The following is a 24301-nucleotide window of genomic DNA, read 5'->3' as shown; positions in this document are numbered from 1 at the left end:
TGCTGCGGCGCGCCGTGACCGCTGAAACCGGTGGCATCAGCCGATGAGCCGGTGTCGGACCAGGTAGGCGCGCATCGCCTGGTACTCCTCGAGCGTCGGTGGGCGGGAGTCCTCCGGTTCGCCGCCCGGGAGGGCGGGAGCCGGCCAGGTCTCCAGGGGCGGCATCAGTTCTTCAGCGGCGTGGGAGAGCTTCTTACGGCGTGGGCCGCGAACGAACAGGGTGACCGTGTCCGGCTCCATCACCGCCTGGTGCACCAGCGCGTCGCCGAGCGTGTAGGTACTGCCGGGCCTCTCGATCGTCACGACGGCGGGCTCAAGGTCGGCTCCGGTGAACGGGCCGGACCAGCCGTTGGTGCGGCGCCGCACCACATGGACGTAGCCGCCGGTCAGAATGCGGGTGGCGAACGCGTAGCAGTGATCGTGGGGAACCAACTGGTTCTCCGGCCGGGGATTCATGTTCAGGCGGATCTCGAAGCCCCGGCCCGGGGCCTGGTAGAGCGACAGCCGGTTGAGCAGCAGTGTGACGCGGCTGGCGTCCATCCGCTCCTGGTCGTGCAGCACTTCGTTGACGAGCCGTGTCAGCAGGGCCCGGTCCCCGGCCAGCCGGTCGAGCAGAGTGCGGCTGATGCGCTGCACCTCGCGGAGGTCATCCAGGTCCAGGGACGGCACACGATCGAGCCATGAGGCCGCAGTCCTCAGCATCGGCCCTCCCGCATGGCGGAAGGCAGGCTTTCAAGTACCCGGCGGGCCCGCCGGGCAAGGGCCGCGTACTCGTCACCAGCGAGCTCGTCCGTGCCCGTAAGGGCACGGGAGGTAGCGAGCACCTGAACGCCGTCGCTGCTGCCCTGGGTCGCGCACAGCGTGCCCGGGTGCACGGCGAACACCTGCTCGGCGCCGAAGCTGCGCGCGTATTGCGGGCGCCCGGCCTGTATGTCCCCGGGCTCCTGGTACACCTCCAGGGCAGCGGTGCCCGCGAGGGTGAGCACGATTGTGGGAGCGTCCACCGGCCACGGTGTCATGACGGACTGGGCGGCCATCCGCAGGTAGAGCACGTGATCGTCCGGACTCGGGATGGGCAGGTAGGCGTAGCCATGTGCAAGGAGCGCGCAGGCCGGCCGGGGCGTGCCGATGGCCAGGGCACTCAGGACGCGGGTGGCGAGAGGCGCGAGCCAGTCGGTGGGAGCCGGCAAAGAGATCGCGGGGATCTCGGCGGGGTCTCGGCCCTGCTGGAGGAGCCGATCCACGAAGGCGGGGAGTAGAGCGTTCAACAGATACCTCCCTTGAGAGGGGCGGGGCCCTTTGCCGGCCCCCTCGGGGGAAGCGGGGGCGGCAAAGAGGGCTGGGGCCCGGCGCTGGATTCAGTGAGCCGTGGGGGAACACGTCAGACAGCCGGCGCCGGGAGTTGGACCTGCCCGGCGGCCCAGGCCGGGGCATCCGGGCTGCCGGGCAGGGGCCTGTGCGGCGCGCTTCAGCTCTCGGACCAGTTCGCCCAGGTCCACGAGCCGGAAGGAGCTGAGGCGTCTGACCAGTTGGGAGGCGAGGAACGTCGAGAGGTTGGGGTGCCCGTACGGCAGGGGTTCGTCGGGGCGGGCGATGGCCTTCACGCCCAGGCCGCCGTAGCCGTAGAGGACGCCGTGCACCCCGTACAGGGGGGCGCTCTGGGCGAGGAACACCATGGGACGGCCGTGGAGGTGCGGGCACAGCTCGGCGGAGGCGCGGATGTGCCGGGCGCACACCGGAGGCTGAGCGGTGAGCACTTGGGTCTGCTCGGGGCCCACGGTGCCGGGCCCGGCGAGGAAGATGTACCCGAGCGGGGTGCGGGCGGGTTCGGCGCAGACCTGGCAGCGCATGGCCTGCATGGTCATCCGCTGCCGGAAAGGGTGCATGAGCCGCCACTGGGGCTTTCCCGTCGGCATCTTGTGCTCGTCGACGGGGTTGAAGGAGCAGCGGCCCCACAGTACGCCGCGCAGGTCCCGGTCCCGGGGGTCCTCGTCCGCGTAACAGAGCCGGTGGCGGCCCGGTCCGAGTGTGGCCAGCATCAGATTGTTGGGGGCGGCTTCCTCGCCCTCACGCTGGATGACAAAGGGGACCAGGGCCGGCTTGGTGCGCACGCGCTTGTTCCTTGGGTGTGGTGTGGTGGGACGTACAGGGGCCGGGCTCATGCCGCCTCCCTCAAGCGTCTCGTTGCGATGAGACGTTCCATCAGTTCGTTGACGGTCCAGCCCAGCCGGCGCAGGTGCCCGACGGCGCGCCAGTGGTCGCCCGGCATGGCCTCGCTGCGCGAGTTCGTCGACGTGCTCCTCGGCCGGTATGACGTCGTCCAGGAGCCCGTCGCCGTCGAACGGCTGCCGCTGTCGGACCTTCTCCGGCACTACGTGCAGTGAGCCGCCGTCCAGGGGCGGAGCCCACGCCGGCACGGGGCGGTTCCACCGCCGTACGGTCGCAGTCACCGGCCGGTTCCGGGCAGAGGGAGAGCGCACCAGGCGCATGAGCCGTCCTCGCTGAAGCCCCACGTGCCGCCCAGTTCCTTGAGGAGGATGTCCACCAGGAACAGGCCGCGCCCGCTCTCCGCTTCGTTCTCGGGGTTCTCGAGGGACGGGGGCGCCGAGGGCGTTTTGTCGTCGACTTCAAAGCGCAGTTCGCCCGCCGTCGGCATCCAGACCCGCACGCCGAACGAGTCGCGGCGTCCGTGCTGCACCGCGTTCGTGCACAGCTCCGACATCACGATCAGCAGGGCGTCCACCTGGTCGTTGGGCAGCGGACAGTGATAGCGGGCCCACGCCCGGGTAATGCGCCGCGCGACCTCCACGCTCGACGGTTCCGAGCGGATCGTCATCTCGAAGGCGGGAAGTGCAGGGCCCGCGGCCGTCGACGGGGATACATCTAACACGCAGGTGGATTCGGCGACTCTGGGGGGCATAAGGGGGACTCCCTGGTCCGCGATTGTGCACGCCTGGGCACGCTGAGTGAGTTGGTATGAGCGTGGCAATTACGTCCGGACGGCTCTACCCCCAAAACGCCCTCGGGATCTGACGGGAAGTTGACCCACTTCCTCGGAACTTCCTCGGCCCTCCCCCGGAACCGCTAAGTAACGTCGGTGTGGGGCAACTTGCCAGGGAGAGCGTTCTACCGTCGTGGCAGTGACGCGCTCGGCAGAGGAATGGGAGACATCGTGTTGTTCTTCCGGTACACCTGCGAAGCCCACGGCCTACGGCACCCCGACGACTTCCTGTCGAAGTACCGGGAGGCCGCCGCACGGTTAGGGCTCCAGAACACGGACGAGCCGGCCCCGAAGACCATCGAAGGATGGATCTACGAGGGTCGGAAGCCGCAACGGGTCTTCCGACCCGTCATCGTCGAGATGCTGGGCTACAGCATCGAGGCCCTGTGGACGGATGCCCCCGAAGGCACCGCGTCCCAGTTCGTGCCACTCACAGGCGCGTCACCGACTACACCCCACGCCGATTCCGACGTGGACCTGGACGACATGAAAAGGACGGGCGCGATGGCTGTGCGACGCGCAAAGGATTTCCTCCTGGGGGCCGACCGTGAGCGAGTCGGTGAGGACACGTTCGGTCTGCTCGATGACGAGGTGCAGCGGCTCGTCGCCGCGTACCCGCGGGAACCCCTGTCGGTGATCTGGGACGACCTGCTGGAGACCCAAGAGCAGGTCTTCCGCCTCTTGGAGGGCGGAAGGGTCCGGCCGTCGCAGCTCCGCGACCTGAACGTCAAGGGTGCCGTGCTGTCGTTCATGGTGGCCAAGGGATTCAACGACATGGAGGTCCCCCACCAGGCCATGACCATGACCCGCGTCGCGGCGGCCTGCGCCAGAGACGCCGAGCACGCCGGGCTGATCGCGCTCACCGACGGCCTCAAGTCGCTCATTGCCTACTGGGCGGACAAGCCCACGGACGCCTACCACTACGCCAGCCAGGGCGCCGCGACGGCGGAGCATCTTCACGGCACCGTCGGCCTGTGGCTTCTAGGCCTCCGGGCGCGCGCCGCCGCCGTGCTCGGCGACGAGGAGACGGTGCGCGCCGCCAGCCAGCAGGCAGCCGACCGGCGGGAGCGCGTCATCCACGACGACCTGGACGAGCTCGGCGGACTGTTCACCTACGCCCCGGAGAAACAGCTCTACTACACGGTGGAGGCCGAGACCCTTCTCGGCCACGGCGGCGCGCAGCTCGCCGCGCAGGCGGAACAGGCCGTGCAGGGGTTCAGCGACCCCAGCGCCCCGACCTGGGCGTTCGGTGACCTCGCGGGGTCTCAGTGCGACCTCGCGCTCATCCGTCTCTTCGGCGGGGATCTGGACGGTGCTGCCGAAGCCATCCGGCCGGTGCTCGACTTGCCCGCCTCGCACCGCAACGCCGGCATCGTCATGTCGGCGATGCGCGTACGGCACGCGCTGATGAGCAGCCCGGCGCAGGGGGCCGTCGTCGCGCGGGATCTGCGCGCGGAGATCGAGGTGTTCCCGGCCGGCCGGCCCGCTCTGCCCCATGGGTAGAGTCCGGGGCATGTACCCGGTTGAACGTTCCAGAGAACGACTTGACCTGCGGGAACTCGCCTCGGACGACGTGGACGCAATGCTTGCCATCTACGGCAGCGCCGAAGCAACGGAGCACATGAGCTTCGATCCACGCACCCGCGATCAGGTCGAGCAGATCGTGGCGCGGTCCATCGCCGCCGCCACCGCAACGCCCCGCACCGAATACGCCCTTGCGGTCGTCGAGCGAGAAACGGCCGAACTGATCGGGTTCGGCCGGCTGGCCACCGACCCCCACCAGCAGCGCGGGGCCACCATGGGCTTCGCGCTGCGCCCCGCCTCCTGGGGTGTGGGGTATGGCATGGAGACGGTGCGGCTGCTGCTCGGCTTCGGCTTCGACGACTTGGGCCTTCACCGTGTCTGGGGTGCCCGCTCCCCGTTCAACGAGGCGTCCGCCAGGACGATGGCGGCGGTCGGCATGGTCGAAGAGGGACTGATCCGCGAGCACGTGCTGAAGGCGGGAAAGTGGCGGGACTCCGTCGTGCACGCGATCCTCGATCGAGAGTGGCGGCCCACCACCTGAACGCTCGGGTTCAGGAGACGGCTCAGTGGCACAACCGTCGGGCGAGGGCGGCCATGTCCGCCGCCCGCAGCACCCGTTTGCCGAAGCCCGGCAGAGGGACGTGCAGGGCGTCCGTCCAGCGTGCGGGCACGGCCGTGATGCCGTACACGGCTCCCGCCAGTCCTCCGGTCACGGCGGCCACCGTGTCCGTGTCGCCGCCGAGGTCGATCGCGGCGCGTACGGCGTCCTCGTAGCCGGTGGTGGTGCGCAGGGCCCAGACGGCGGAACCCAGGCAGGGCCAGACGGCGCCGTTGAACTCCGTGGCCAGGTCCGGGTGCCAGTCGGGGGCGAGGACGGTGGCGTAGCGCTCGCGGTGGTCCGGGTGGACCGCGCGCAGGGTGTCCGGTACGGCGGCGAGCGGATCGCCCCCGGTCAGGGCGACGCGCACCAGCTCGTGGAAGACGGCCGTGCCCTCCCAGGCCGCACGATCGCCGTGGGTGAGCGCGGCCAGTCGGCGGGCGGCGTCCATGGTGGCCTCGCGGCCCAGGCGCGCGAAGTACACGGCGGAGGGTGACGCCCGCATCAACGCCCCGTTCCCGGCGGCTCGTCGGTTCGTCTGGAAGTGCAGTGCGGCGGCCATGTCCCACGGGTCGCCGCTGCTCAGCACCGCCTCCGTCTGGAGGCCGATGTCCTTCGGGTCGGCGGCGGCCCACCGTTGGAAGCGGCGGAAGACGTCGGGGAGGTCGAGGCCGTCGCGCTCCAGCAGTGACTCGGCGACGAGCACCGCCATCTGCGTGTCGTCGGTCGCCTCACCCGGTTCCCAGCCGCCGCCCCCGCACATCTCGCCGCCGCTTCCCGGCGCCGGGAAGCGGACCGAGAAGGCTCCCTCGGGGCCGAACTCGAAGGGGGCGCCCAGGGCGTCGCCGACGGCGGAACCGACGACGGCGCCCACGGCGCGCTCCGAGAAGGTCGGGGCAGAGATCATTTGCGTCCCGCTGCGGGGTGGAGGCGCTGCCAGCCGGCCCAGGCCGAGGTGATCATGTCGTCGACGGTGTGGCGGGCCTTCCAGCCGAGTTCGGTGGCGGCGCGGTCGGCCGAGGCGACGACGTTCGCCGGGTCGCCGGGGCGGCGGGGTTCGATCGTGGGCGGGAGGTCGTGGCCGGTGAGGGCGTTGATGCGGTCGATCATGCCCCGGACCGAGACGCCCTCCCCGCTGCCGATGTTGAGGGTGAGCTCCCGGCCGGGCGAGGCGCGCAGGGCGCGCGCGGCGGCCACGTGGGCCTCGGCGAGGTCGACGACGTGGATGTAGTCGCGGACGCAGGTGCCGTCCGGGGTCGGATAGTCGTCGCCGAACACGCGCGGAGGCTCGTTCGCGGTCAGCTTCTCGAAGACCATGGGGACGAGGTTGTAGACGCCCGTGTCGGCGAGTTCCGGGCGTGCGGCGCCCGCCACGTTGAAGTAGCGCAGGGAGGCCGTGGACAGTCCGGCCGCCCGGCCCGTCGAGCGGACCAGCCACTCGCCGGCCAGCTTCGTCTCGCCGTACGGGGACATCGGCAGGCAGGGGGTGTCCTCGGTGACCAGTTCGGCACCGGTGGACGGTGTGCCGTACACCGCCGCCGAGGACGAGAACACGAAGGACGACGCCGTGCCCGTCGCCGTCACCGCCTCCAGCAGGACGCGCAGGCCCTCGATGTTCACCCGGTAGTACTGCAGGGGCAGTTCCACCGACTCGGCGACCTGCTTCTTCGCCGCCAGGTGCACGACGCCGGTGACCTCGTGGTCGGCGAGGGCACGCGCCACCCGCTCGCCGTCCAGGACCGAGCCGACCACCAGCGGCACTCCGTCCGGCACGCGGTCGGGGATGCCGGTGGACAGGTCGTCGTACACCACGGCCCGTTCCCCCGCCTCGGTCATCGCGCGTACGACGTGCGCCCCGATGTAGCCGGCGCCGCCGGTGATCAACCAGGTCATGTGCGGCCGTCCCCTCGTTGTTGCCCCGTCGTGGTGGTGCGGGTGGTGCTCCGGTGGTGCTGTGGTGTGCGGTGGGCGGCCGGTCTTCACCGGGCGGTCGTTTTCCACCGTTCGGCAGGATCCTAGGCTTCGTCGGTCGCCGCCGTGTCCAGTGCGGTGGTGAGACGGTCCAGGCGGGTCTTCAGGTCCTGGATCTCGTCGAGCCCGAATCCGGTCGCGGTGACGATCCGGCGCGGGACGTCGAGGGCCCGCTCGCGCAGCGCGACGCCCTCCTCGGTGGGCCGCACCTCCACCGAGCGCTCGTCACGCGCGCTGCGTTCCCGGTGCACCAGGCCGGCCGCCTCCAGCCGCTTGAGCAGCGGGGAGAGGGTGCCGGAGTCGAGTCGCAGGTGCTCGCCGAGCTTCCTCACGGGCAGCGTGCCGTGCTCCCAGAGGGCCAGCATCACCAGGTACTGCGGGTAGGTGAGGCCGAGGTCCTTGAGGAGGACGCGGTACAGGCCGTTGAAGGCGCGCGAGGCGGACTGCAGGGAGAAGCAGACCTGCTGGTCGAGGCGGAGCCGGTCGCCGGCGGACCCGGGCGGCTCCGGGGCGGCCGGTCCGGGGTTCGGGGTCGGTGTCATGCCCCCAGGGTATCTCTATCGAGTCATTCAGTTGTGTGCAATTTAATTGTGTGCTCTACTCGAAGTGTGCGGAGGACGGGCCCACCGGACGGGCCGGCCGCCCCACGACCACGACTCGAAAGGGAAGGTTCCCCATGGACGCGCTCTACACCGCTGTCGCCACCGCCACCCACGGCCGCGACGGCCGCGCCGTCACCTCCGACGGCAAGCTGGACCTCGGTCTCAGCGCCCCCGTGGAGCTGGGCGGCAACGGCGAGGGCACCAACCCGGAGCAGCTGTTCGCCGCCGGTTACGCGGCCTGTTTCGGCAGCGCCCTCGGGCTGGTCGGCCGGGCCGCGAAGGTGGACGTCAGCGACGCCGCGGTGACGGCCGAGGTCGGCATCGGCAAGCAGGGCGAGGGCTTCGCGCTCGCCGTGACCCTGCGCGTCGAGCTGCCCGACACCGTGGACCGGGAGACCGGCCGCAAGCTGGTCGAGCAGGCGCACCAGGTCTGCCCCTACTCCAACGCCACCCGCGGCAACGTCCCGGTCGAGCTCGTCATCGAGTAGTCACCGGTCCCGGCCCGGCTTCGGGTTCGGCACCGGTCCCGGCCCGGGTGCGGCACCGTTACGGGCCCCGGCGCGCACAGTGCGCGCCGGGGCCCGTACGTGCTGCCTCACTTCACCGCGCCCGCCATCACACCGGAGACGAACTGCCGCTGGAAGGCGAAGAACACGACCAGCGGGATCGCCATCGAGATGAACGCGCCCGGTGCCAGCACGTCGACGTTGTTGCCGAACTGTCGGACCTGGGTCTGCAGGGCGACCGTGATCGGCTGGCTCCCGGCGTCCGTGAAGATCAGCGCGACCAACATGTCGTTCCACACCCACAGGAACTGGAAGATGCCCAGCGAGGCGATCGCCGGTCCGCCCAGCGGCATCACCACCCGTGCGAACAGGCGCAGTTCGCCGGCACCGTCCAGCCGGGCCGCCTCCAGCAGCTCCTTCGGGATCTCCGCGAAGAAGTTGCGCAGCAGGAACACCGCGAACGGCAGACCGAAGCCGACGTGGAAGAGGATCACGCCGACGAGTGAGCCGAAGATGCCGATATTGCCGAAGAGTTCGGCGATCGGGATGAGCGCCACCTGTACCGGCACCACCAGCAGCCCCACCACGCCCAGGAACCACCAGTCCCGGCCGGGGAACTCCATCCAGGCGAAGGCGTATCCGGCGAGCGAGCCGATCACCACCACCAGCACCGTCGCCGGGACGGTGATGTACACCGTGTTCAGCAGCGAGCCGGTGATGTCGTCGTTCTCCAGCAGGGTCTCGTAGGCACCGAAGGTGAGCTGCGAGGGCTCGGTGAACACCGTCCACCAGCCGTCGGCGGCCATGTCCCGCGGGGTGCGCAGGCTGGCCAGCAGCAGACCGATCGTCGGGACGAGCCAGAACAGGCCGACGACGATCAGGAACACCCGCACCAGACCACCGCTGACCCACTCGGCCAGCCGGGACCCGGGTGACCGGGGGCCGGGTGACCGGGACCCGCGCGCCTCGGACTCCGGCGGCCCCGATCCCGGCGCCACGGGCCCCGGCGCCACGGGCCCCGGCGCCACGGGCCTCGACGGCCCGGCTCCCGACGGCCCGGCTCCCGACGACCCCGACTTCGGCGAACCGTCGCCCTCCGGGCGTGAGTTCATCGCCTGACCTCCCGCCTCAGCCGCCGCACGTTGAACCACATCACCGGGATCACCAGAAGCAGCAGGAACACCGCGATCGCGCTGGCGATGCCGGGCTGGTCCTCGGAGAAGCCCTTGCGGTACAGCTCCAGCGCGAGGACGTTGGCGTCGTCCTGGGAGGAGCCGGGCGCGATGATGAAGACCAGGTCGAACACCTTGAGCACGTTGATCATCAGGGTGACGGTGACGACCGCGAGCACCGGCGCCAGCATCGGCACCGTGATCCGCCGGAACACCTGCCACTCGTTGGCGCCGTCGACCCGCGCGGCCTCCAGCAGCTCCCGGGGCATGCCCGCGAGCCCGGCCGCGATCAGCACCATCGCGAAGCCCGCCCACATCCAGATGTACGAACCGATGATGGCGGGCGTGACCAGCGACGGGCCCAGCCAGTCCAGGCCGTTGTACGGCGCCTGGAAGTTGCTCGCCGGCAGCCTCAGCTGTGCGCCGTCCGCCTTCGCCGACAGGGAGAACGTGCCGTCGGCGCCCGCCGTGGCCGTCTCCACCACCGTGCCGTCCCTGACGGCCTCGATCTTCATGCCGGGATAGCCCAGCTCGCCCGCGTCGACCTCGTTCAGCGTGCCGACGCCCTTGCCGCGGGTGAAGTCCTGCCAGGTCGTGCCGGTGATCCGGTCCGCCTCCGGTTTCGGCGCCGCCGCCCGCGCGGCGTCGTCGGGGATCAGGTCCGGGGCGACGCCGACCAGCGGCAGTGCGACGGTGTCGCCGACGCCCACCGTCCCCCTGGTGACGAAGGCGCCCCCGCCGGCCGCCTCCAGCGGCGACTCGCGGCCCGGGTGCGCCTTCGGGTACGCCGACGACTCGGCGAAGGTGTCGTGGACGCCCACCCACACCGCGTTCGCGACGCCCTTGTCCGGGTCCTGGTCGTACACCAGACGGAAGATGATGCCGGCCGCCAGCATCGAGATCGCCATCGGCATGAAGACGACCAGCTTGAACGCCGTGCCCCAGCGGATCCGTTCGGTCAGCACCGCGAAGATCAGGCCGAGCGCGGTGGCGACCGTCGGCGCGAACACCACCCAGATGACGTTGTTCTTCAGGGCGGTGCGGATGCCGTCGTCGGTGAACAGCGCCTGGTAGTTGTCGAGTCCGGCGAATCCGTCGCCGGACCGGTCGTAGAAGCTGCGGACGACGGAGTACCCGATCGGGTAGACCACGAGCGCACCGAGCAGCAGCAGCGCGGGCAGCAGGAACAGCGCCGCGACGGTTCTGCGGGTGCCGGTGACGCTCCTGCGCGACGTGTGGGCGGCAAAGGCCCCTAAGGGCCCCGCCGCCTTGTCCGACTTCATGGCCGGATCAGTTCCCGTACGCCGCGGCCGCGTCGGCCTCCAGTTGCCGCTGGGTGCCCGCGACGTCCTTCGGGTTCTTCAGGAAGTCCTGGAGCGCCTTCCACTCGCCCTTTCCGGGGGTGCCGCCGAAGGCCTGCGGGGCCTGGTCGGACATGTCGAAGCGGAAGTCGTCCCCGGCGTCGACGAGCGCCTGGGCCATCTTCTGCTGCACCTCGTTCGGGTACGCCGAGTTCGGCACGTTCTTGTTCGGCGAGAGATAGCCGCCCAGCTTCGCCTGGATGCCCGCGGCATCAGGGGAGGCGAGGAACGTCGCCAGGGCCTGCGCCGCCTTCGAGTCCTCCAGGATCACGGCCGCGTCGCCGCCGGACACCACCGGCGGGCTGTCACCGACCGCGGGGAACGGGAACACCTTCGCGTCCGTGCCGACCTTCGCCTCGCCCTCGCCGATGGTGACCTGGACGAAGTCGCCCTCGTAGACCATGCCCGCCTTGGGCTGGTCGCCGCCGGTGAAGGTCTGCGTCACGGAGGCCGGGAACTCGGTCTGCAGCGCGCCGTCCGGACCGCCCGCGAGGTAGTCGTCCTTGCCCCAGATCTCCGCCAGCGTGGTCAGCGCGTCCTTCACGGACGGGTCCGTCCACTTGATCTCGTGCGCGGCGAGCTGGTCGTACTTCTCCGGGCCCGCCTGGGAGAGGTAGATGTTCTCGAACCAGTCGGTGAGCGTCCAGCCGTCGGCGCCGCCGACCGAGAACGGGGTGACACCGGAGTCGTAGACCGTCTGCGCCGTGGTGAGCAGGTCCTTCCAGGTCTTCGGCTCGCTCGCGCCCGCGTTCTCGAAGACCTGGGCGTTGTACCAGATCAGCGACTTGTTGGCGGCCTTGTAGTAGACGCCGTACGGCGTGCCGTCGACCGAGCCGATGTCCTGCCAGCCCTGCGAGTAGTTCTTCTTGAGCTCCGCCTGCGCCTCGGCGCCCAGCGGCTTGGCCCAGCCCTTCTCCACGGCCTGCTTGACGGCGCCCGGCTGCGGCAGCAGCGCCACGTCGGGCGGGGCGCCGCCCGCGATCTTGGAACCGAGGAAGTTGATGATGGGGTCCTGGGCGGGAACGAACGTCACCTTCGCGCCGGTGCGCTTCTCGAACTCCGCGAGGACCTTCTTGAAGTTGGCCTGTTCGGTTCCGGTCCACACGGCGGCCACCTCGAGGCTCTGGCCGTCCAGCCGGGGAAGGGTGACGGTGGAGGCGGTCTCGTCGGCTCCGCCGCCCGTCTCCTCCTTGCCGCCGTCGTCGCCGCCCCCGCACGCGGTGAGCGAGACCGCGAGCACGCCCGCCACGACGGCGGCCCCCGTTCTGCCGGCCCTGCGGGTGCGGGGGGTCGCTGTTGCCGTGGGTGTGCCGGACGACCTGCGTGCCCGGATGATCCTGCTCGTCCTGCGCATCACTGCCCCGTTCTTCGTACCTCGTCGAACGTCGAGCGCTGTCCCGTGCGCTCTGGTGTACGCCGTGAGGTCGAGATCGGCAAGAGCGCGGCTCGTGTCAAGTCCGCGATCGTGACCGCGTCGTGACTCTCCGGGGCGGAGGGGGCCGGTCCGGCCCACCCGGGCAGCCCGTAACGCCCGCACCCTCCGTCGGGGTGCGGGCGTTACGGGCTGGGGCTGCTGGGGCTGCTGGGGCTGCTGGGGCTGCTGGGGCTGCTGGGGCAGGTGGGGCAGGTGGGGCAGGTGGGGCAGGTGGGGCAGGTGGGGCAGGTGGGGGTGGTGTGAGGCCTGTGCGGACCGAGGCGCTGCGCGCCTCTCGCCCCTCACAGTCCATACGCCGCTCTCCCTGCTCTCCCCGCACGAATGCTGGGGAGAGCGGTGAGGAGGCGGGGTCACAGCAGCGACGGCACCTCGGTGGCCGAGACCTCGCGGCCCGCGCGTTCCAGCGCGCTGGCGAGCAGGGCGAGGTCGGTGGGGCCGTTGCCGAGTTCCCGGACCGGGCGGCGGGCGGGCGGATCGCCCATGCGGTGCCACTCCAGCGGCACGACCGTGGGCCGCAGCGTCGCCGTGCGCGGGATACGCCCGGTCACCCGCCCGCCCTGGAACGCGGTCACCCGGCCGTCCGCATGGGTCAAACGCCCACGCCCCGGCGCCGGCTCGCCACCGCTCTCCCGGTTCGGTTCGAACGAGGACGCGGCCCCGCGGCCCGGTGCGGGCGCGTCGAGCGTCACGCGCAGGACCGCACGGCGCACCGGCTCGGACTCCGCCGTACGGGCGCAGGGGCCGGTGGCCGACACCAGGTGCACGCCCAGCCGCTCGCCCTCTCGTGCCACCGCCTCCAGCGCCCGCAGCACCGACCCGGCGGCGGGCCGCCCGGGCGAACCGAGCGCGGGGGAGACCAGCGCGTCCAGGTCGTCCACGACCACCACCAGCCGGGGCAGCGGCGGCGGAGCCTGGGCCCTGCGCCGCGCGGCCCCGGGCCGCAGCCGCAACGTGGAACTGGGCGGGGCCTCCAGGTCATCCCCGAACTGCTCGCCGGCGGCGGCCGCGGGGCCGCGGGGCGAGGCCGTGCGCTGGGCGACCATACGGTCCGACAACTCGCGCCCGGTGTGCCACTCCACGAAGTCCGACCGGCCGAGCAGTTCGGCACGACGCTTCAGCTCGGCGCTCAACGACTGGGCGAACTCCCGCATCCGCACCGGGTCGTTGGCGCTGAGATGCGTGGTGACATGCGGTACGTCCGTGCATACACGCAGTCCGTCGCCCTGCCCGCCGTTCGGCCCGTTGCCCTGCCCGCCGCCCGTGGTGCCCGCGCGGCCGTCCACCAGCACGATGCCCAGCCGGTCCGGCCGTTCGGCCGCTGCCAGGGAGGCGACGACGGCCCGGAGCAGTTCCGTACGGCCGCTGCCGGACGGCCCCTCCACCAACAGATGCGGCCCCTCGGCCACGAGGTCGGCGGACACCGGGCCGCGCGGCCCGGCACCCAGCACCGCGCACACCCGCCCGCCGAGCCGCTCCTTGTCGTCGGCCGCGTCCGCCCAGCGGGCCATCAGCGAGGCCGGGGTGGCGCGGGCCAGGCCCAACTCGTCCAGCAGTCGCGCCGACCGGGGCAGCGGCACCGACACGCGCGCGTGCTGTGTACCGGGGACGCCCGCCGTGCGCAGCGGTGCCAGGGCCCGCGCGAACCGCTCGGCCCAGGCGGGGGAGACCGCGTCGACCGTGGCGACCGTGCCGTGGCCGACCGGGCCCGGCGCCGCCCCCGAGCCGATGGCGGCCACCCGCAGCAGCCGCAGGGTGGTCGCCACGTCCCCGCTCAGCAGGGCGACGGCACCGCACTCCCGGAACGCGGGCGTCACCGCGCAGGCCGCCTCGTACGTCTCCGCCACCGGGGACGAGGCGGAGGCGGCGGCCGTCTCGGCGAGGCACACCAGGTGGACACCGGCCCGAGGTCCCTCCACCGCCAGCCGCGCCACCGCGTCACGCACTTCGGGGTCCCCGGGGTCACCGTCCACGACGACCACGGTGTACGGCCCGGTGAAGCCGCCTGCCGGGCCGTCGCCGGCGCCCCGGGCGGCCCGCCGGGGGGTGCCCCGGTCGGCGCCGGATGCCTGGGGCTGCTCGGGGATGAGCGGGGCGGCCGGGGTGGAGGAGGGGGAGGGGACGGACCGGGAGGAAAAGGTGGGAGGGGAGGCCGGGGCGGGTGAGGTGCGGGCCGCCTGGCCGTGTTCGTCCAGGCGGCGCAGCAGCTCCTCGGCGCGGGCCGCGGCCTGTTCGCGGTCGTGGGCGAGGAGCAGCCGGCAGTCCTGCCCGTGTCCCGGCCGTACGTGCGGCAGCCAGCCCAGCCAGGCCCATTCCGCGGTGCGCTCCTCCAGGGTGCGGGAGCGGTCGGCGGTGATCAGGACGATCTCGAGTGTGTCGGGGGAGTGCAGCGCGGCGAGCTGGGCCAGGACCGAGCGGGCCAGTCCGGTGAGCCGCTCGCGCGGACCGGCCAGGCCCAGCGAGCCCACCTCGCGCAGCCCCGAGGTCACGGGCACGGCGGGCAGCAGACCCGAGCCGCCGGGGACCACCCGGTCGGCCGTGCCGAGGCGTATCGCCAGGGCCTCCGGGTGACCGGGCCCGCGCTCCCACAGGCGGGGCCCCGGGCCCAGCGCGGTCAGCAGCAGGGCGGCGGGGTCGGGCCAGGTATCGGGCGGGCCGGGCGGGGCGCCGGCCGGTTCGGCCGGGACGGCGCCGGCCGCCTCCTCGCCGTACAGCTCCGGTCCGGTGCTCTCCTCCGGCTCCGGACGCCCCCCGGCCAGTCGGCGCGCCCACGCCGAGAGCCCGCCACGCCGGCGTCCGACGGAGGGCTGCGGGGCGAGGCCGGCGTCGGCCGGACCGGTGCCGCGCACCGGCGCACCCTCGCGGCCGTCGCCGGGCCGGGTGCCGGGGGCGGCGGGCCGGGCGATGAACCCGCCGTCGGCGCCGGATCCGGTGGGCGCGTCCGTGTTGCTCGCGTGGGTACCGGTCTCCGCCCCGGGCGCCGGGCCGAACCCGCCGTCGGCCGGCCTCGGCTGCGATACCCGGCGACCCCGGGGGACCCGTGGCATCTCATCCCGGGAAGCCACACGGACCGTACGCCTGCCGTCGGTGCCGTCGGTGCGGCTGTTGCGGCCTGTGCTTCCGGAGCCGGAGCCGAAATCGGTGTCGGAGCCGGCACAGGAGCCGGAGCCTGCGTCCGGCCCGTCGCCCGTCGCCCGGTTCTCGATCCCCGGTGCGCTCCCCTGGCCGGGCACCAGCGGGGTTTCCCCGGCGGTCCGGGTCGCCGGGGAACCGTAGCCGTGGTGCGTCGGCCTGTCCGGCGGACGCACGGCTGCCGACCCCGCCCCCGCGGGCGGCTCCGCGGACGTCCCCGCGGGCGGTTCCGGCACGCGGACGTGCCCCTCGCCGTCCGGCGTCGTCCGGGCCCGCGCCCCCGGCCCCGCGGCCGGGGTGAGCCGCAGCGCCGATTCACCGATCCGCAGCAGTGCGCCCGGTGCCAGACCGACCGGGCGGGAGCCCACCCGCCGGCCGTCCAGGGTGGTGCCGTTGGTGGAGCCGAGGTCGGCGACCGAGACCCTGCCGTCCCGGCCGACCGTCACCGCGCAGTGCAGCCGGGAGACGTCCGGGTCGTCGAGCGGCACATCGGCGTCGGCCGAGCGGCCGATGCGGATCTCGCCGCCGTGCAGCAGATGGACGCCGCCCGCGTCGGGACCGGCGACGACATGGAGCCTGGTCGGGATGTCGTCCAGCTCGGGGTGCGGCTCCGGTTCGCCCGGGGCGCCCACGGCCAGGACCGCGCCGTCGATCAGCGGAGGCTCGCCGAGTGTGCAGCGCTGGGCGTCCAGCCGTTGGTCACCGGCGTACAGCACCGGGGCGCCGGAGGAACCCGTGGAACCGGAGGCGCCGTCGCCGCCGAAGACCGCGGAGACCAGCGCGGCGGCCACCGCCGACAGGGCCGTACCGGCGGGGGCGGTGACGAGTACATGGCCTCGCGTGGGGGAGGGCAGACCCAGCGGATCTACCACGGTCAGGCGGATCTGCATCGCCGTGAGCGGTCCCTTCTGCGCGAGCGCCCGCGGCATGGAGGACGGAACCGCTCCGCGGTCCCCCACCGCGGACTTCCCCCACCACCACATGCGCACGTACGGCCAGTACTGCGAGCATCCTCGCACCTGCCACCGACAACGCGCCCGCATCCCCGCATCAAATGATCTTGATTGGTCGGCTCTGCCCTCAAAAGTGCCTGCCCTACGCGTTGTGGATGATCGTTTCGGCACTGCTTGGGATCGGTCACGTCCGGCCGGCGGCAACCGGCGGGCCGGGTCGAGCGTCTTTCTTCGAACATGGGAAGGACCCCCGCGGACCCCGCTCGAGCCCCGCCCGGGCCCTGCCCGGGGAAATCGTGTCGTACCCGTACGAGAACCGGGAAGGAAGTCGTCGACGGGGTCAGGCCGCTGTCCCGCGCCGCGGCATTACAGTGGGGCGGAACATTTCCGAGCACGACGCATCACGGTGTACGCCAGTCAAGCAAGCAGCAGGGAGCGCATGACGTGCGGCCGGTAGGCAGCAAGTACCTGCTCGAGGAGCCGATCGGACGCGGCGCCACGGGCACCGTCTGGCGAGCTCGCCAGCGTGAGACCGCGGGGGCCGAGGCGGCAGTGCCCGGTCAGCCGGGAGAGACCGTCGCGATCAAGGTCCTCAAGGAGGAGCTCGCGAACGACGCGGACATCGTGACGCGGTTCCTGCGGGAACGCTCCGTCCTGCTCAGACTGACCCACCCCAACATCGTCCGGGTCCGCGACCTGGTCGTCGAGGGCGATCTGCTGGCCCTGGTCATGGATCTCGTCGAGGGTCCCGACCTGCACCGTCACCTGCGCGAGAACGGTCCCTTCACGCCGGCCGCCGCAGCCCTCATGACCGCCCAGATCGCCGACGCGCTCGGCGCCAGCCACGCCGACGGCGTGGTGCACCGCGACCTGAAGCCCGCCAACGTGCTGCTCAAGCAGGGTGGCGGCGAGCTGCACCCGATGCTGACCGACTTCGGCATCGCCCGGCTGGCCGACTCCCCGGGGCTGACCCGCACCCACGAGTTCGTCGGCACGCCCGCGTACATCGCGCCCGAGTCCGCCGAGGGCCGTCCGCAGACCTCCGCCGTCGACATCTACGGCGCCGGCATCCTGCTGTACGAGCTGGTCACCGGCCGCCCGCCGTTCTCCGGTGGCTCCGCCCTGGAGGTGCTGCACCAGCACCTGAGCGCCGAACCGCGCCGCCCCTCCACCGTCCCGGACCCGCTCTGGACGGTCATCGAGCGCTGCCTCAGCAAGAACCCCGAGCGGCGGCCCAGCGCCGAGAACCTCGCGCGCGGCCTGCGGGTCGTCGCCGACGGCATCGGCGTGCACGTGAACTCCGCGCAGATCTCCGCCGCGGAGAACGTCGGCGCGCTCCTCATGCCCGACCCCGCGCCCGCCCCGGTGCCCGGCACACCCGGCGCGCCCGGTTCCGCCGACCCGACGCAGGTGCTGCCGCACACCGGGGGCGCGTACGACCCCAACGGCGCGACCAGCGTCCTGCCGCAGACCGGCGCCAACGCCTCGGCGGGCGTCGGAGGCCCCTCCGGTGCCGCCGACCCGACCGCCGTCATGCCCCCGGTGCCGCCCGGCCCGCCCGGTCAGGGTGGCCAGGGGCAGCCCGGACCCGACGACCCGCATCCCTGGCAGAACCAGATGCGAGCGGCCCGCGACCGCAACGAGCAGACCCAGGTCCAGTACCTCGACCCGGGCGAGGACCCGCTGCGCCGCCGCCCCCAACGGCAGGTCTCCCGGCAGCAGCAGCCCCCGCAGCACCGCCCGCAGCCCCAGTCCGGCCCCGGCCCCGGCGGCTACGGTCAGCCACAGCCGTACCAGCAGGCACAGCAGCCTCAACAACCTCAGCAGTACGCCCCACCCCCGCCGCAGCGGCCCCAGCGGTCCCAACGGCCGCGGCAGCCGGAGCCTCAGCGGTACACCCCGCCGCCGGAGCCGCGGCGCCCCGCGCGCGAGCCGCGGCAGCGCAGCGCCAACCCGATGCGCATCCCCGGCCTCGGCTGTCTGAAGGGCTGTCTGTTCACGATCCTCATCCTGTTCGTCGCGAGCTGGCTGATCTGGGAGCTGAGCCCGCTGCAGGACTGGATCGGCAGCGGCAAGAGCTACTGGGAGCAGCTCACCGACTGGTTCACCGGCACGGTGGACTGGTTCCAGGACCTGAGCGGGTCCGAGTCCGACCCGCCGCAGTAGTCCGGCGCCCCGGACCGCCGGTGACTCCGTGGCCCGGAGCCACCGGCGGTCCGTGGCGTGTCCGGCCGGTTTGCTGATTTGTCGACACCTGGCGGGTGATTTCCGGATCCCCGGTGAAGGTTGGCTTCCGGGGCGCGTAGCTTTGGCGGCAACACGCGTCGGTAGGAGCAGTCTTGGCACGGAAGATCGGCAGCCGGTACACCGCCCACCAGATACTCGGACGGGGCAGTGCCGGCACGGTGTGGCTCGGCGAGGGGCCGGACGGGCCCGTCGCCGTCAAGCTGCTGCGCGAGGACCTCTCCTCGGACCAGGAGCTCGTCGGACGCTTCGTGCAGGAGCGGACGGCGCTGCTCGGTCTGGAGCATCCGCACGTCGTCTCGGTGCGCGACCTGGTGGTCGACGGCAACGATCTCGCGCTGGTCATGGACCTGGTCCGCGGTACGGATCTGCGCACCCGCCTCGACCGCGAGCGCAGGCTCGCCCCGGAAGCCGCCGTGGCGATCGTCGCCGACGTCGCGGACGGGCTGGCGGCGGCGCACGCCGCGGGGGTCGTGCACCGGGACGTCAAGCCGGAGAACATCCTGCTGGACATGCAGGGTCCGGTCGGCCCCGGCGGCTCGCACCGCGCGCTGCTGACCGACTTCGGGGTGGCCAAGCTCATCGACACCCCGCGCCGCACCCGCGCCACGAAGATCATCGGGACGCCGGACTACCTGGCGCCGGAGATCGTGGAGGGCCTGCCGCCGCGCGCGTCGGTCGACATCTACGCGCTCGCCACGGTCCTGTACGAGCTGCTCGCGGGCTTCACGCCGTTCGGCGGCGGACACCCGGGAGCGGTGCTGCGCCGCCATGTCACCGAGTCGGTCGTCCCGCTCCCCGGCATCCCCGACGAGCTGTGGCAACTGCTCGTGCAGTGCCTGGCCAAGGCGCCGGCCTCGCGGCTGCGGGCCTCGGAGCTCGCGGACCGGCTGCGGGAGCTGCTGCCCCTCCTGGCGGGGATGCCGCCGCTGGACGTGGACGAGCCGGACGCCGAGCCGACGGGGCGGGAGGGCGAGGGCGAGGACACCCTGTCCTCCGGTCCGGCGCCGACCGCCGGGGAGCCCGCGCGACGGCGCGGCGCGGTCCCGCTGGTGCCGGGGGCGAAACCGGCCGACTCCAACCGGGACACCCATACGTCGATGCGTGTGCCGGGCCCCGACGAACTGGCCGGAGGCGCCCGCGGCACGGCCCGCGCGCCCCGCGCGAGCGGCGCCCGCCGTCCCGGGTCGGCCCGCAACCGCGCGGTGGCCCGCCGGCGCCGGCTGACCCTGGCCGCGCTGACGGTGACCCTGCTGGCAGCCATCGGCGCGGGTGCCTGGCTGGCCGCCTCGGACGACGAGCCGGGAGCGGACCCGCGCGACTCGAACAACTCGGCCCCCGCCGTTCCCTGACCCCGGCCACGGCCCTCGCCGTGCCCCGCACCCTGGCCGGAGCCCCGCCGCACCCCGCCGTACTCCGCCGCCCCGCCCATCCCGGCCTGCCCCGACGCCCGCGACAGGCCCCGAGGGCGGGCGTCCGGCGTGGTGCGCCCGGGCGAGCCGTTACGCTGGGGGTGTGGCAGTCGTCGATGTTTCCGAAGAGCTCAAGTCCCTCTCCTCGACCATGGGGTCGATCGAGGCCGTTCTGGACCTCGACAAGCTGAGGGCAGACATCGCCGTGCTCGAGGAGCAGGCGGCCGCTCCGTCCCTGTGGGACGACCCGGATGCGGCGCAGAAGATCACCAGCAAGCTCTCCCACCTCCAGGCCGAGGTCAGGAAGGCGGAGACGCTGCGCGGGCGGATCGACGATCTCGCCGTGCTCTTCGAGATGGCCGAGGAGGAGGACGATCCGGACACCCGCGCGGAGGCCGAGTCCGAGCTGGCCACCGTCCGCAAGGCGCTCGACGAGATGGAGGTCCGCACCCTCCTCTCCGGCGAGTACGACGCGCGTGAGGCGCTCGTCAACATCCGCGCGGAGGCCGGTGGCGTCGACGCCGCCGACTTCGCGGAGAAGCTCCAGCGCATGTACCTGCGCTGGGCGGAGCAGCACGGCTACAAGACCGAGATCTACGAGACGTCGTACGCGGAGGAGGCCGGCATCAAGTCGACCACCTTCGCCGTGCTGGCGCCGTACGCCTACGGGACCCTCTCGGTCGAGCAGGGCACCCACCGGCTGGTGCGCATCTCGCCCTTCGACAACCAGGGCCGGCGCCAGACCTCGTTCGCGGGTGTCGAGGTGCTGCCCGTCGTGGAGCAGACCGACCACATCGAGATCGACGAGTCCGAGCTGCGGGTGGACGTGTACCGGTCGTCCGGCCCCGGCGGCCAGGGTGTGAACACCACCGACTCCGCGGTGCGGCTCACCCACCTCCCCACCGGCATCGTGGTCTCCTGCCAGAACGAGCGCTCGCAGATCCAGAACAAGGCCACCGCGATGAACGTCCTCCAGGCCAAGCTGCTGGAGCGGCGCCGCCAGGAGGAGCAGGCCAAGATGAACGCCCTCAAGGGCGACGGCGGCAACTCCTGGGGCAACCAGATGCGTTCGTACGTGCTGCACCCCTACCAGATGGTCAAGGACCTGCGTACGGAGCAGGAAGTGGGTAACCCCGAGGCCGTGTTCAACGGCGAGATCGAGGGCTTCCTGGAGGCCGGAATTCGCTGGCGCAAGCAGCGGGAGAAGTAACCCCGCGCGCGAACAGCGCTTTGTCGACAAGGTAACTGCCGCCCCAGTGGCGGCAGTTACCTTTTGTGCGTCGGGGCTTTCGGGCTTTTACATCACAATCACAGCTTCCACTCTCGGCAAAGCGCGCTTACGTGGACATCGCGTACGCAACGGCCTTGACGTTCATTTGAAAAGTGGGAAAGGTGAGGCTCGGCATGCGTATCTCCGGGGCGCATGTGAACCGGGGGGCGTTTCATCGCAGTTGCCCCCGTTGATCACGGCCCCGAGCGCAGCCTCATTGACGATCAGCTACTGGGGGTAGCACGCATATGACGAAGAAGACGCGGATTCGCGTCGCACGCATCGCGGCCGGCGCTGTGATCGCCGCGGGTGCGTCGCTGATGGTGACGGGTGTCGCCCAGGCCGACCCCGGCGACCCGCCCTGTGACATCGTCGTCGATCCGGAGTGCGGCGAGGGGCCCGAGGTTCCGACGGACCCCGAGGTTCCGACCGATCCCGAGGTTCCGACGGACCCTGAGGTTCCGACGGACCCCGAGGTTCCCACCGACCCCGAGGTTCCGACGGACCCCGAGGTTCCCACCGACCCCGAGAAGCCGGGCGGTGAGGACCCCGTGGAGGAGCCCACCGAGGCCCCGACCACCCCGGGTGGCGGCAACGGCGGCGGCAGCAGCGGCGGCGGCGGCAACGCCCCGGCCGGAGGCGCCGGCGCCTCCGTCCAGGAGGAGGGCTCCTCGGCCCTCACCGACACGGGCGACGCGCCCGCTCCGTCGGCCCAGGGCAACGGCAAGGAGCTGGCCGAGACCGGTGCCGCCGAGATGACCTTCCTGGTGATCGGCGCCGCCACGATGATCGCCGGTGGCGTCGGCTTCCGTGTGCTGCCGCGCCTCATGGGTAACCGTGGAGCCGCTGCCGCCTGACGGTGACGGCACGCGTACGTACCGTACGCGCGGCAGGAGGCAGGCCGAGGGGCCCGGAGCGTGTTCGCTGCTCCGGGCCCCTCGGGCGTTCCTGCCCCTGCCCCTGTCCGCTCCGTGCGGGAGCCGTGCCGTACGGGCCCCGGGGTCCGTACGGCCCCGTGGTCCGGGTGCTCCGCGCCTTCAGACGGTCTGGTGGGCGAGCAGCGCCACCGCCGCGACCAGCACCACCAGCAGCGCGATCAGCGCCGTCGGGTTCAGACCCGTGAAGAAGTTCACCTGCTGCAGCCGCTCACGGTTCGCGCGGCACACCGGGCACCGACCCTCGCTCACGGGTGCGGCGCAGTTGGCGCACACCAGCCGGTCGTACGTCATGCGCTCGCCCTCCTCGCACCGGTTCCGGTCAGTACAACGCCCACGACCACGCGAACGTTCCCCCTACCACTGTGCCAGGTTCTGCGGCAATCGGCGCGGGCCCCTGTGTCCTGCCCGCACATCCGGTATATAGCGCGCAAGTGTTACGCAACCCGGGCCGGTGACTGGGAGCGGCCTTCGGGTTCGCGTAAGGTCACGCACATCTACCCCCGGCGACCCGTGGTGCACCCGTGATCCGATTCGACAACGTCTCCAAGGTCTACCCCAAACAGAACAGTCCAGCCCTCCGGGATGTCTCCCTGGAGGTCGAGAAGGGCGAGTTCGTGTTCCTCGTGGGGTCCTCGGGCTCCGGCAAGTCCACCTTCCTGCGGCTGGTCCTCCGTGAGGAGCGGGCCAGCCACGGGCAGGTGCACGTCCTGGGCAAGGACCTCGCGCGCGTCTCCAACTGGAAGGTGCCGCAGGTCCGGCGCCAGCTGGGGACGGTGTTCCAGGACTTCCGCCTGCTGCCCAACAAGACGGTCGCCGAGAACGTCGCCTTCGCGCAGGAGGTCATCGGCAAGTCCCGCGGCGAGATCCGCAAGTCCGTGCCGCAGGTGCTCGACCTCGTCGGGCTCGGCGGCAAGGAGGACCGGAGGCCCGGTGAGCTCTCCGGCGGTGAGCAGCAGCGCGTCGCCATCGCGCGGGCCTTCGTCAACCGGCCCAAGCTGCTCATCTGCGACGAGCCCACCGGCAACCTCGACCCGCAGACCTCGGTGGGCATCATGAAGCTGCTCGACCGGATCAACCGGACGGGCACCACCGTGGTGATGGCGACCCACGACCAGAACATCGTGGACCAGATGCGCAAGCGCGTCATCGAGCTGGAGAAGGGCCGCCTCGTCCGTGACCAGGCACGCGGCGTCTACGGCTACCAGCACTGACGAGGAACGGAAAGGCTTAACCCCACGCCATGCGCGCCCAGTTCGTTCTGTCGGAGATCGGTGTCGGTCTCCGCCGCAATCTGACGATGACCTTCGCCGTCGTCGTCTCCGTCGCCCTGTCACTCACCCTGTTCGGTGCGTCGCTCCTGCTGAGCGACCAGGTCACCAGCATGAAGGGCTACTGGTACGACAAGGTCAACGTCTCCGTCTTCCTGTGCAACAAGAGCGACGCCGCGTCCGACCCCAACTGCGCCAAGGGAGCGGTGACCGAGGACCAGAAGGGGCAGATCAAGGACGACCTGGAGAAGATGACGGTCGTCGACTCGGTCACCTACGAGTCCCAGGACACGGCGTACAAGCACTACAAGGAGCAGTTCGGCGACTCCCCGCTGGCCAGCTCCCTCACGCCGGACCAGATGCAGGAGTCGTACCGGGTCAAGCTCAAGGACCCGGAGAAGTACCAGGTCGTCGCGACCGCCTTCGACGGGCGTGACGGGGTGCAGTCCGTGCAGGACCAGAAGGGCACCCTGGACAACCTCTTCGGGCTGCTGAACGGCATGAACTGGGCCGCCCGCGCGGTGATGGCGCTGATGCTGGTCGTCGCCCTGATGCTGATCGTCAACACGGTGCGCGTCTCGGCGTTCAGCCGTCGGCGTGAGACCGGGATCATGCGGCTGGTCGGCGCCTCGGGCTTCTACATCCAGGCGCCGTTCATCGCCGAGGCAGCGGTCGCCGGACTCATCGGCGGCGCCCTCGCCTGCGGATTCCTGCTGGTCGGCCGGTACTTCATCATCGACGCCGGACTGGCGCTGTCGGAGAAGCTGAACCTGATCAGCTTCATCGGCTGGGACGCGGTGCTGACGAAGCTTCCGCTGATCCTCGCCACCAGTCTCCTGATGCCGGCCCTGGCCGCTCTCTTCGCACTGCGCAAGTACCTGAAGGTTTGACTGCTCCCCTCCCTGAAGGGGGAGGGG

The 24301-nt window shown here is 71.9% G+C and carries 22 protein-coding genes; 10 read left to right on the top strand and 12 right to left on the bottom strand.

Annotated elements, in window-relative coordinates; all coding sequences use genetic code 11:
- Nucleotides 1–36 precede the first annotated feature (36 nt).
- From V4Y04_RS14210 to V4Y04_RS14200, 3 genes are all read right to left on the bottom strand, one after another.
- Nucleotides 37–702: a hypothetical protein gene (locus tag V4Y04_RS14210; RefSeq protein WP_332428195.1), complete on the bottom strand. Its 666-nt coding sequence runs from the start codon at nt 700–702 to the stop codon at nt 37–39.
- Nucleotides 696–1268 carry a hypothetical protein gene (locus tag V4Y04_RS14205; RefSeq protein WP_332428194.1) on the bottom strand — a complete coding sequence of 191 codons (573 nt, stop codon included), beginning with the start codon at nt 1266–1268 and terminating at the stop codon, nt 696–698. The genes V4Y04_RS14210 and V4Y04_RS14205 overlap by 7 nt, the downstream gene beginning before the upstream one ends.
- A gap of 90 nt (nt 1269–1358) precedes the next feature.
- Nucleotides 1359–2111, bottom strand: a complete 753-nt coding sequence (locus V4Y04_RS14200) for a hypothetical protein (RefSeq protein WP_332428193.1) — start codon at nt 2109–2111, stop codon at nt 1359–1361.
- Between the two features lie 78 nt (nt 2112–2189).
- On the opposite strand from V4Y04_RS14200, the gene V4Y04_RS14195 reads away from it, so the two are divergent.
- Nucleotides 2190–2384 (top strand): hypothetical protein, encoded by a 195-nt coding sequence (locus V4Y04_RS14195; protein WP_332428192.1) that lies wholly within the window; start codon nt 2190–2192, stop codon nt 2382–2384.
- Nucleotides 2385–2446: 62 nt separating this feature from the next.
- Here the strand turns inward: V4Y04_RS14195 and V4Y04_RS14190 are convergent, their stop codons facing one another.
- Nucleotides 2447–2836: an ATP-binding protein gene (locus tag V4Y04_RS14190; protein ID WP_332428191.1), complete on the bottom strand. Its 390-nt coding sequence runs from the start codon at nt 2834–2836 to the stop codon at nt 2447–2449.
- Between the two features lie 324 nt (nt 2837–3160).
- Here V4Y04_RS14190 and V4Y04_RS14185 point away from each other — a divergent pair, with 324 nt between their 5' ends.
- Together V4Y04_RS14185 and V4Y04_RS14180 are read left to right on the top strand one after the other, a co-directional pair.
- Nucleotides 3161–4504, top strand: coding sequence for a hypothetical protein (locus V4Y04_RS14185; RefSeq protein ID WP_332428189.1), 1344 nt, complete (start codon nt 3161–3163; stop codon nt 4502–4504).
- Nucleotides 4505–4514: 10 nt separating this feature from the next.
- The gene (locus V4Y04_RS14180) at nt 4515–5066 is read left to right on the top strand and encodes a GNAT family N-acetyltransferase (protein ID WP_332428187.1); all 552 of its coding nucleotides are present in this window, start codon (nt 4515–4517) and stop codon (nt 5064–5066) included.
- Between the two features lie 22 nt (nt 5067–5088).
- Here the strand turns inward: V4Y04_RS14180 and V4Y04_RS14175 are convergent, their stop codons facing one another.
- The 3 genes from V4Y04_RS14175 to V4Y04_RS14165 all read right to left on the bottom strand — a co-directional run bounded on the left by V4Y04_RS14175 (nt 5089) and on the right by V4Y04_RS14165 (nt 7636).
- On the bottom strand, nt 5089–6030 hold the full coding sequence (locus tag V4Y04_RS14175; RefSeq protein WP_332428185.1) for an ADP-ribosylglycohydrolase family protein: 942 nt from the start codon (nt 6028–6030) through the stop codon (nt 5089–5091).
- Nucleotides 6027–7016: a UDP-glucose 4-epimerase GalE gene (galE, locus tag V4Y04_RS14170; RefSeq protein ID WP_332428184.1), complete on the bottom strand. Its 990-nt coding sequence runs from the start codon at nt 7014–7016 to the stop codon at nt 6027–6029. The genes V4Y04_RS14175 and galE overlap by 4 nt, the downstream gene beginning before the upstream one ends.
- 122 nt (nt 7017–7138) lie before the next feature.
- A complete protein-coding gene (locus V4Y04_RS14165) occupies nt 7139–7636 on the bottom strand; it encodes a MarR family winged helix-turn-helix transcriptional regulator (protein ID WP_332428183.1) in 498 nt (165 codons plus the stop codon).
- A gap of 134 nt (nt 7637–7770) precedes the next feature.
- Here V4Y04_RS14165 and V4Y04_RS14160 point away from each other — a divergent pair, with 134 nt between their 5' ends.
- Entirely contained in the window at nt 7771–8184 is a 414-nt protein-coding gene (locus tag V4Y04_RS14160; protein ID WP_332428180.1) for an organic hydroperoxide resistance protein, read from the top strand.
- A 107-nt stretch (nt 8185–8291) separates the two neighbouring features.
- On the opposite strand, the gene V4Y04_RS14155 is transcribed toward V4Y04_RS14160, so the two are convergent.
- The 4 genes from V4Y04_RS14155 to V4Y04_RS14140 all read right to left on the bottom strand — a co-directional run bounded on the left by V4Y04_RS14155 (nt 8292) and on the right by V4Y04_RS14140 (nt 16189).
- Nucleotides 8292–9314, bottom strand: coding sequence for an ABC transporter permease subunit (locus V4Y04_RS14155; RefSeq protein ID WP_443080013.1), 1023 nt, complete (start codon nt 9312–9314; stop codon nt 8292–8294).
- Nucleotides 9311–10657, bottom strand: a complete 1347-nt coding sequence (locus V4Y04_RS14150) for a carbohydrate ABC transporter permease (protein WP_332428178.1) — start codon at nt 10655–10657, stop codon at nt 9311–9313. Before V4Y04_RS14150 ends, V4Y04_RS14155 begins: the two co-directional genes overlap by 4 nt.
- 7 nt (nt 10658–10664) lie before the next feature.
- A complete protein-coding gene (locus V4Y04_RS14145; RefSeq protein WP_332428177.1) occupies nt 10665–12089 on the bottom strand; it encodes an ABC transporter substrate-binding protein in 1425 nt (474 codons plus the stop codon).
- A gap of 431 nt (nt 12090–12520) precedes the next feature.
- Nucleotides 12521–16189 (bottom strand): FHA domain-containing protein, encoded by a 3669-nt coding sequence (locus tag V4Y04_RS14140; protein ID WP_332432835.1) that lies wholly within the window; start codon nt 16187–16189, stop codon nt 12521–12523.
- 507 nt (nt 16190–16696) lie between these two features.
- Between V4Y04_RS14140 and V4Y04_RS14135 the strand changes: the two genes are divergently transcribed.
- The 4 genes from V4Y04_RS14135 (at nt 16697) to V4Y04_RS14120 (ending at nt 22035) form a co-directional block, all read left to right on the top strand.
- Nucleotides 16697–18418 (top strand): serine/threonine-protein kinase, encoded by a 1722-nt coding sequence (locus V4Y04_RS14135; RefSeq protein WP_332428174.1) that lies wholly within the window; start codon nt 16697–16699, stop codon nt 18416–18418.
- A 173-nt stretch (nt 18419–18591) separates the two neighbouring features.
- Nucleotides 18592–19848: a serine/threonine-protein kinase gene (locus V4Y04_RS14130; protein ID WP_332428172.1), complete on the top strand. Its 1257-nt coding sequence runs from the start codon at nt 18592–18594 to the stop codon at nt 19846–19848.
- A gap of 163 nt (nt 19849–20011) precedes the next feature.
- On the top strand, nt 20012–21118 hold the full coding sequence (prfB, locus tag V4Y04_RS14125) for a peptide chain release factor 2 (protein ID WP_332428170.1): 1107 nt from the start codon (nt 20012–20014) through the stop codon (nt 21116–21118).
- A 308-nt stretch (nt 21119–21426) separates the two neighbouring features.
- Nucleotides 21427–22035, top strand: coding sequence for an LPXTG cell wall anchor domain-containing protein (locus tag V4Y04_RS14120; protein ID WP_332428169.1), 609 nt, complete (start codon nt 21427–21429; stop codon nt 22033–22035).
- Nucleotides 22036–22215: 180 nt separating this feature from the next.
- On the opposite strand, the gene V4Y04_RS14115 is transcribed toward V4Y04_RS14120, so the two are convergent.
- On the bottom strand, nt 22216–22407 hold the full coding sequence (locus V4Y04_RS14115; protein WP_055629368.1) for a hypothetical protein: 192 nt from the start codon (nt 22405–22407) through the stop codon (nt 22216–22218).
- 230 nt (nt 22408–22637) lie between these two features.
- Here V4Y04_RS14115 and ftsE point away from each other — a divergent pair, with 230 nt between their 5' ends.
- Nucleotides 22638–23327: a cell division ATP-binding protein FtsE gene (ftsE, locus tag V4Y04_RS14110; RefSeq protein ID WP_332428164.1), complete on the top strand. Its 690-nt coding sequence runs from the start codon at nt 22638–22640 to the stop codon at nt 23325–23327.
- Between the two features lie 29 nt (nt 23328–23356).
- On the top strand, nt 23357–24274 hold the full coding sequence (ftsX, locus tag V4Y04_RS14105) for a permease-like cell division protein FtsX (RefSeq protein ID WP_332428163.1): 918 nt from the start codon (nt 23357–23359) through the stop codon (nt 24272–24274).
- Nucleotides 24275–24301: the final 27 nt, after the last annotated feature.

Origin of the sequence: Streptomyces sp. P9-A2 (genome assembly GCF_036634175.1) — a bacterium.
GTDB classification, from domain to species: Bacteria; Actinomycetota; Actinomycetes; order Streptomycetales; family Streptomycetaceae; genus Streptomyces; species Streptomyces pratens.
This window is presented reverse-complemented; position numbering and strand designations above follow the sequence as displayed.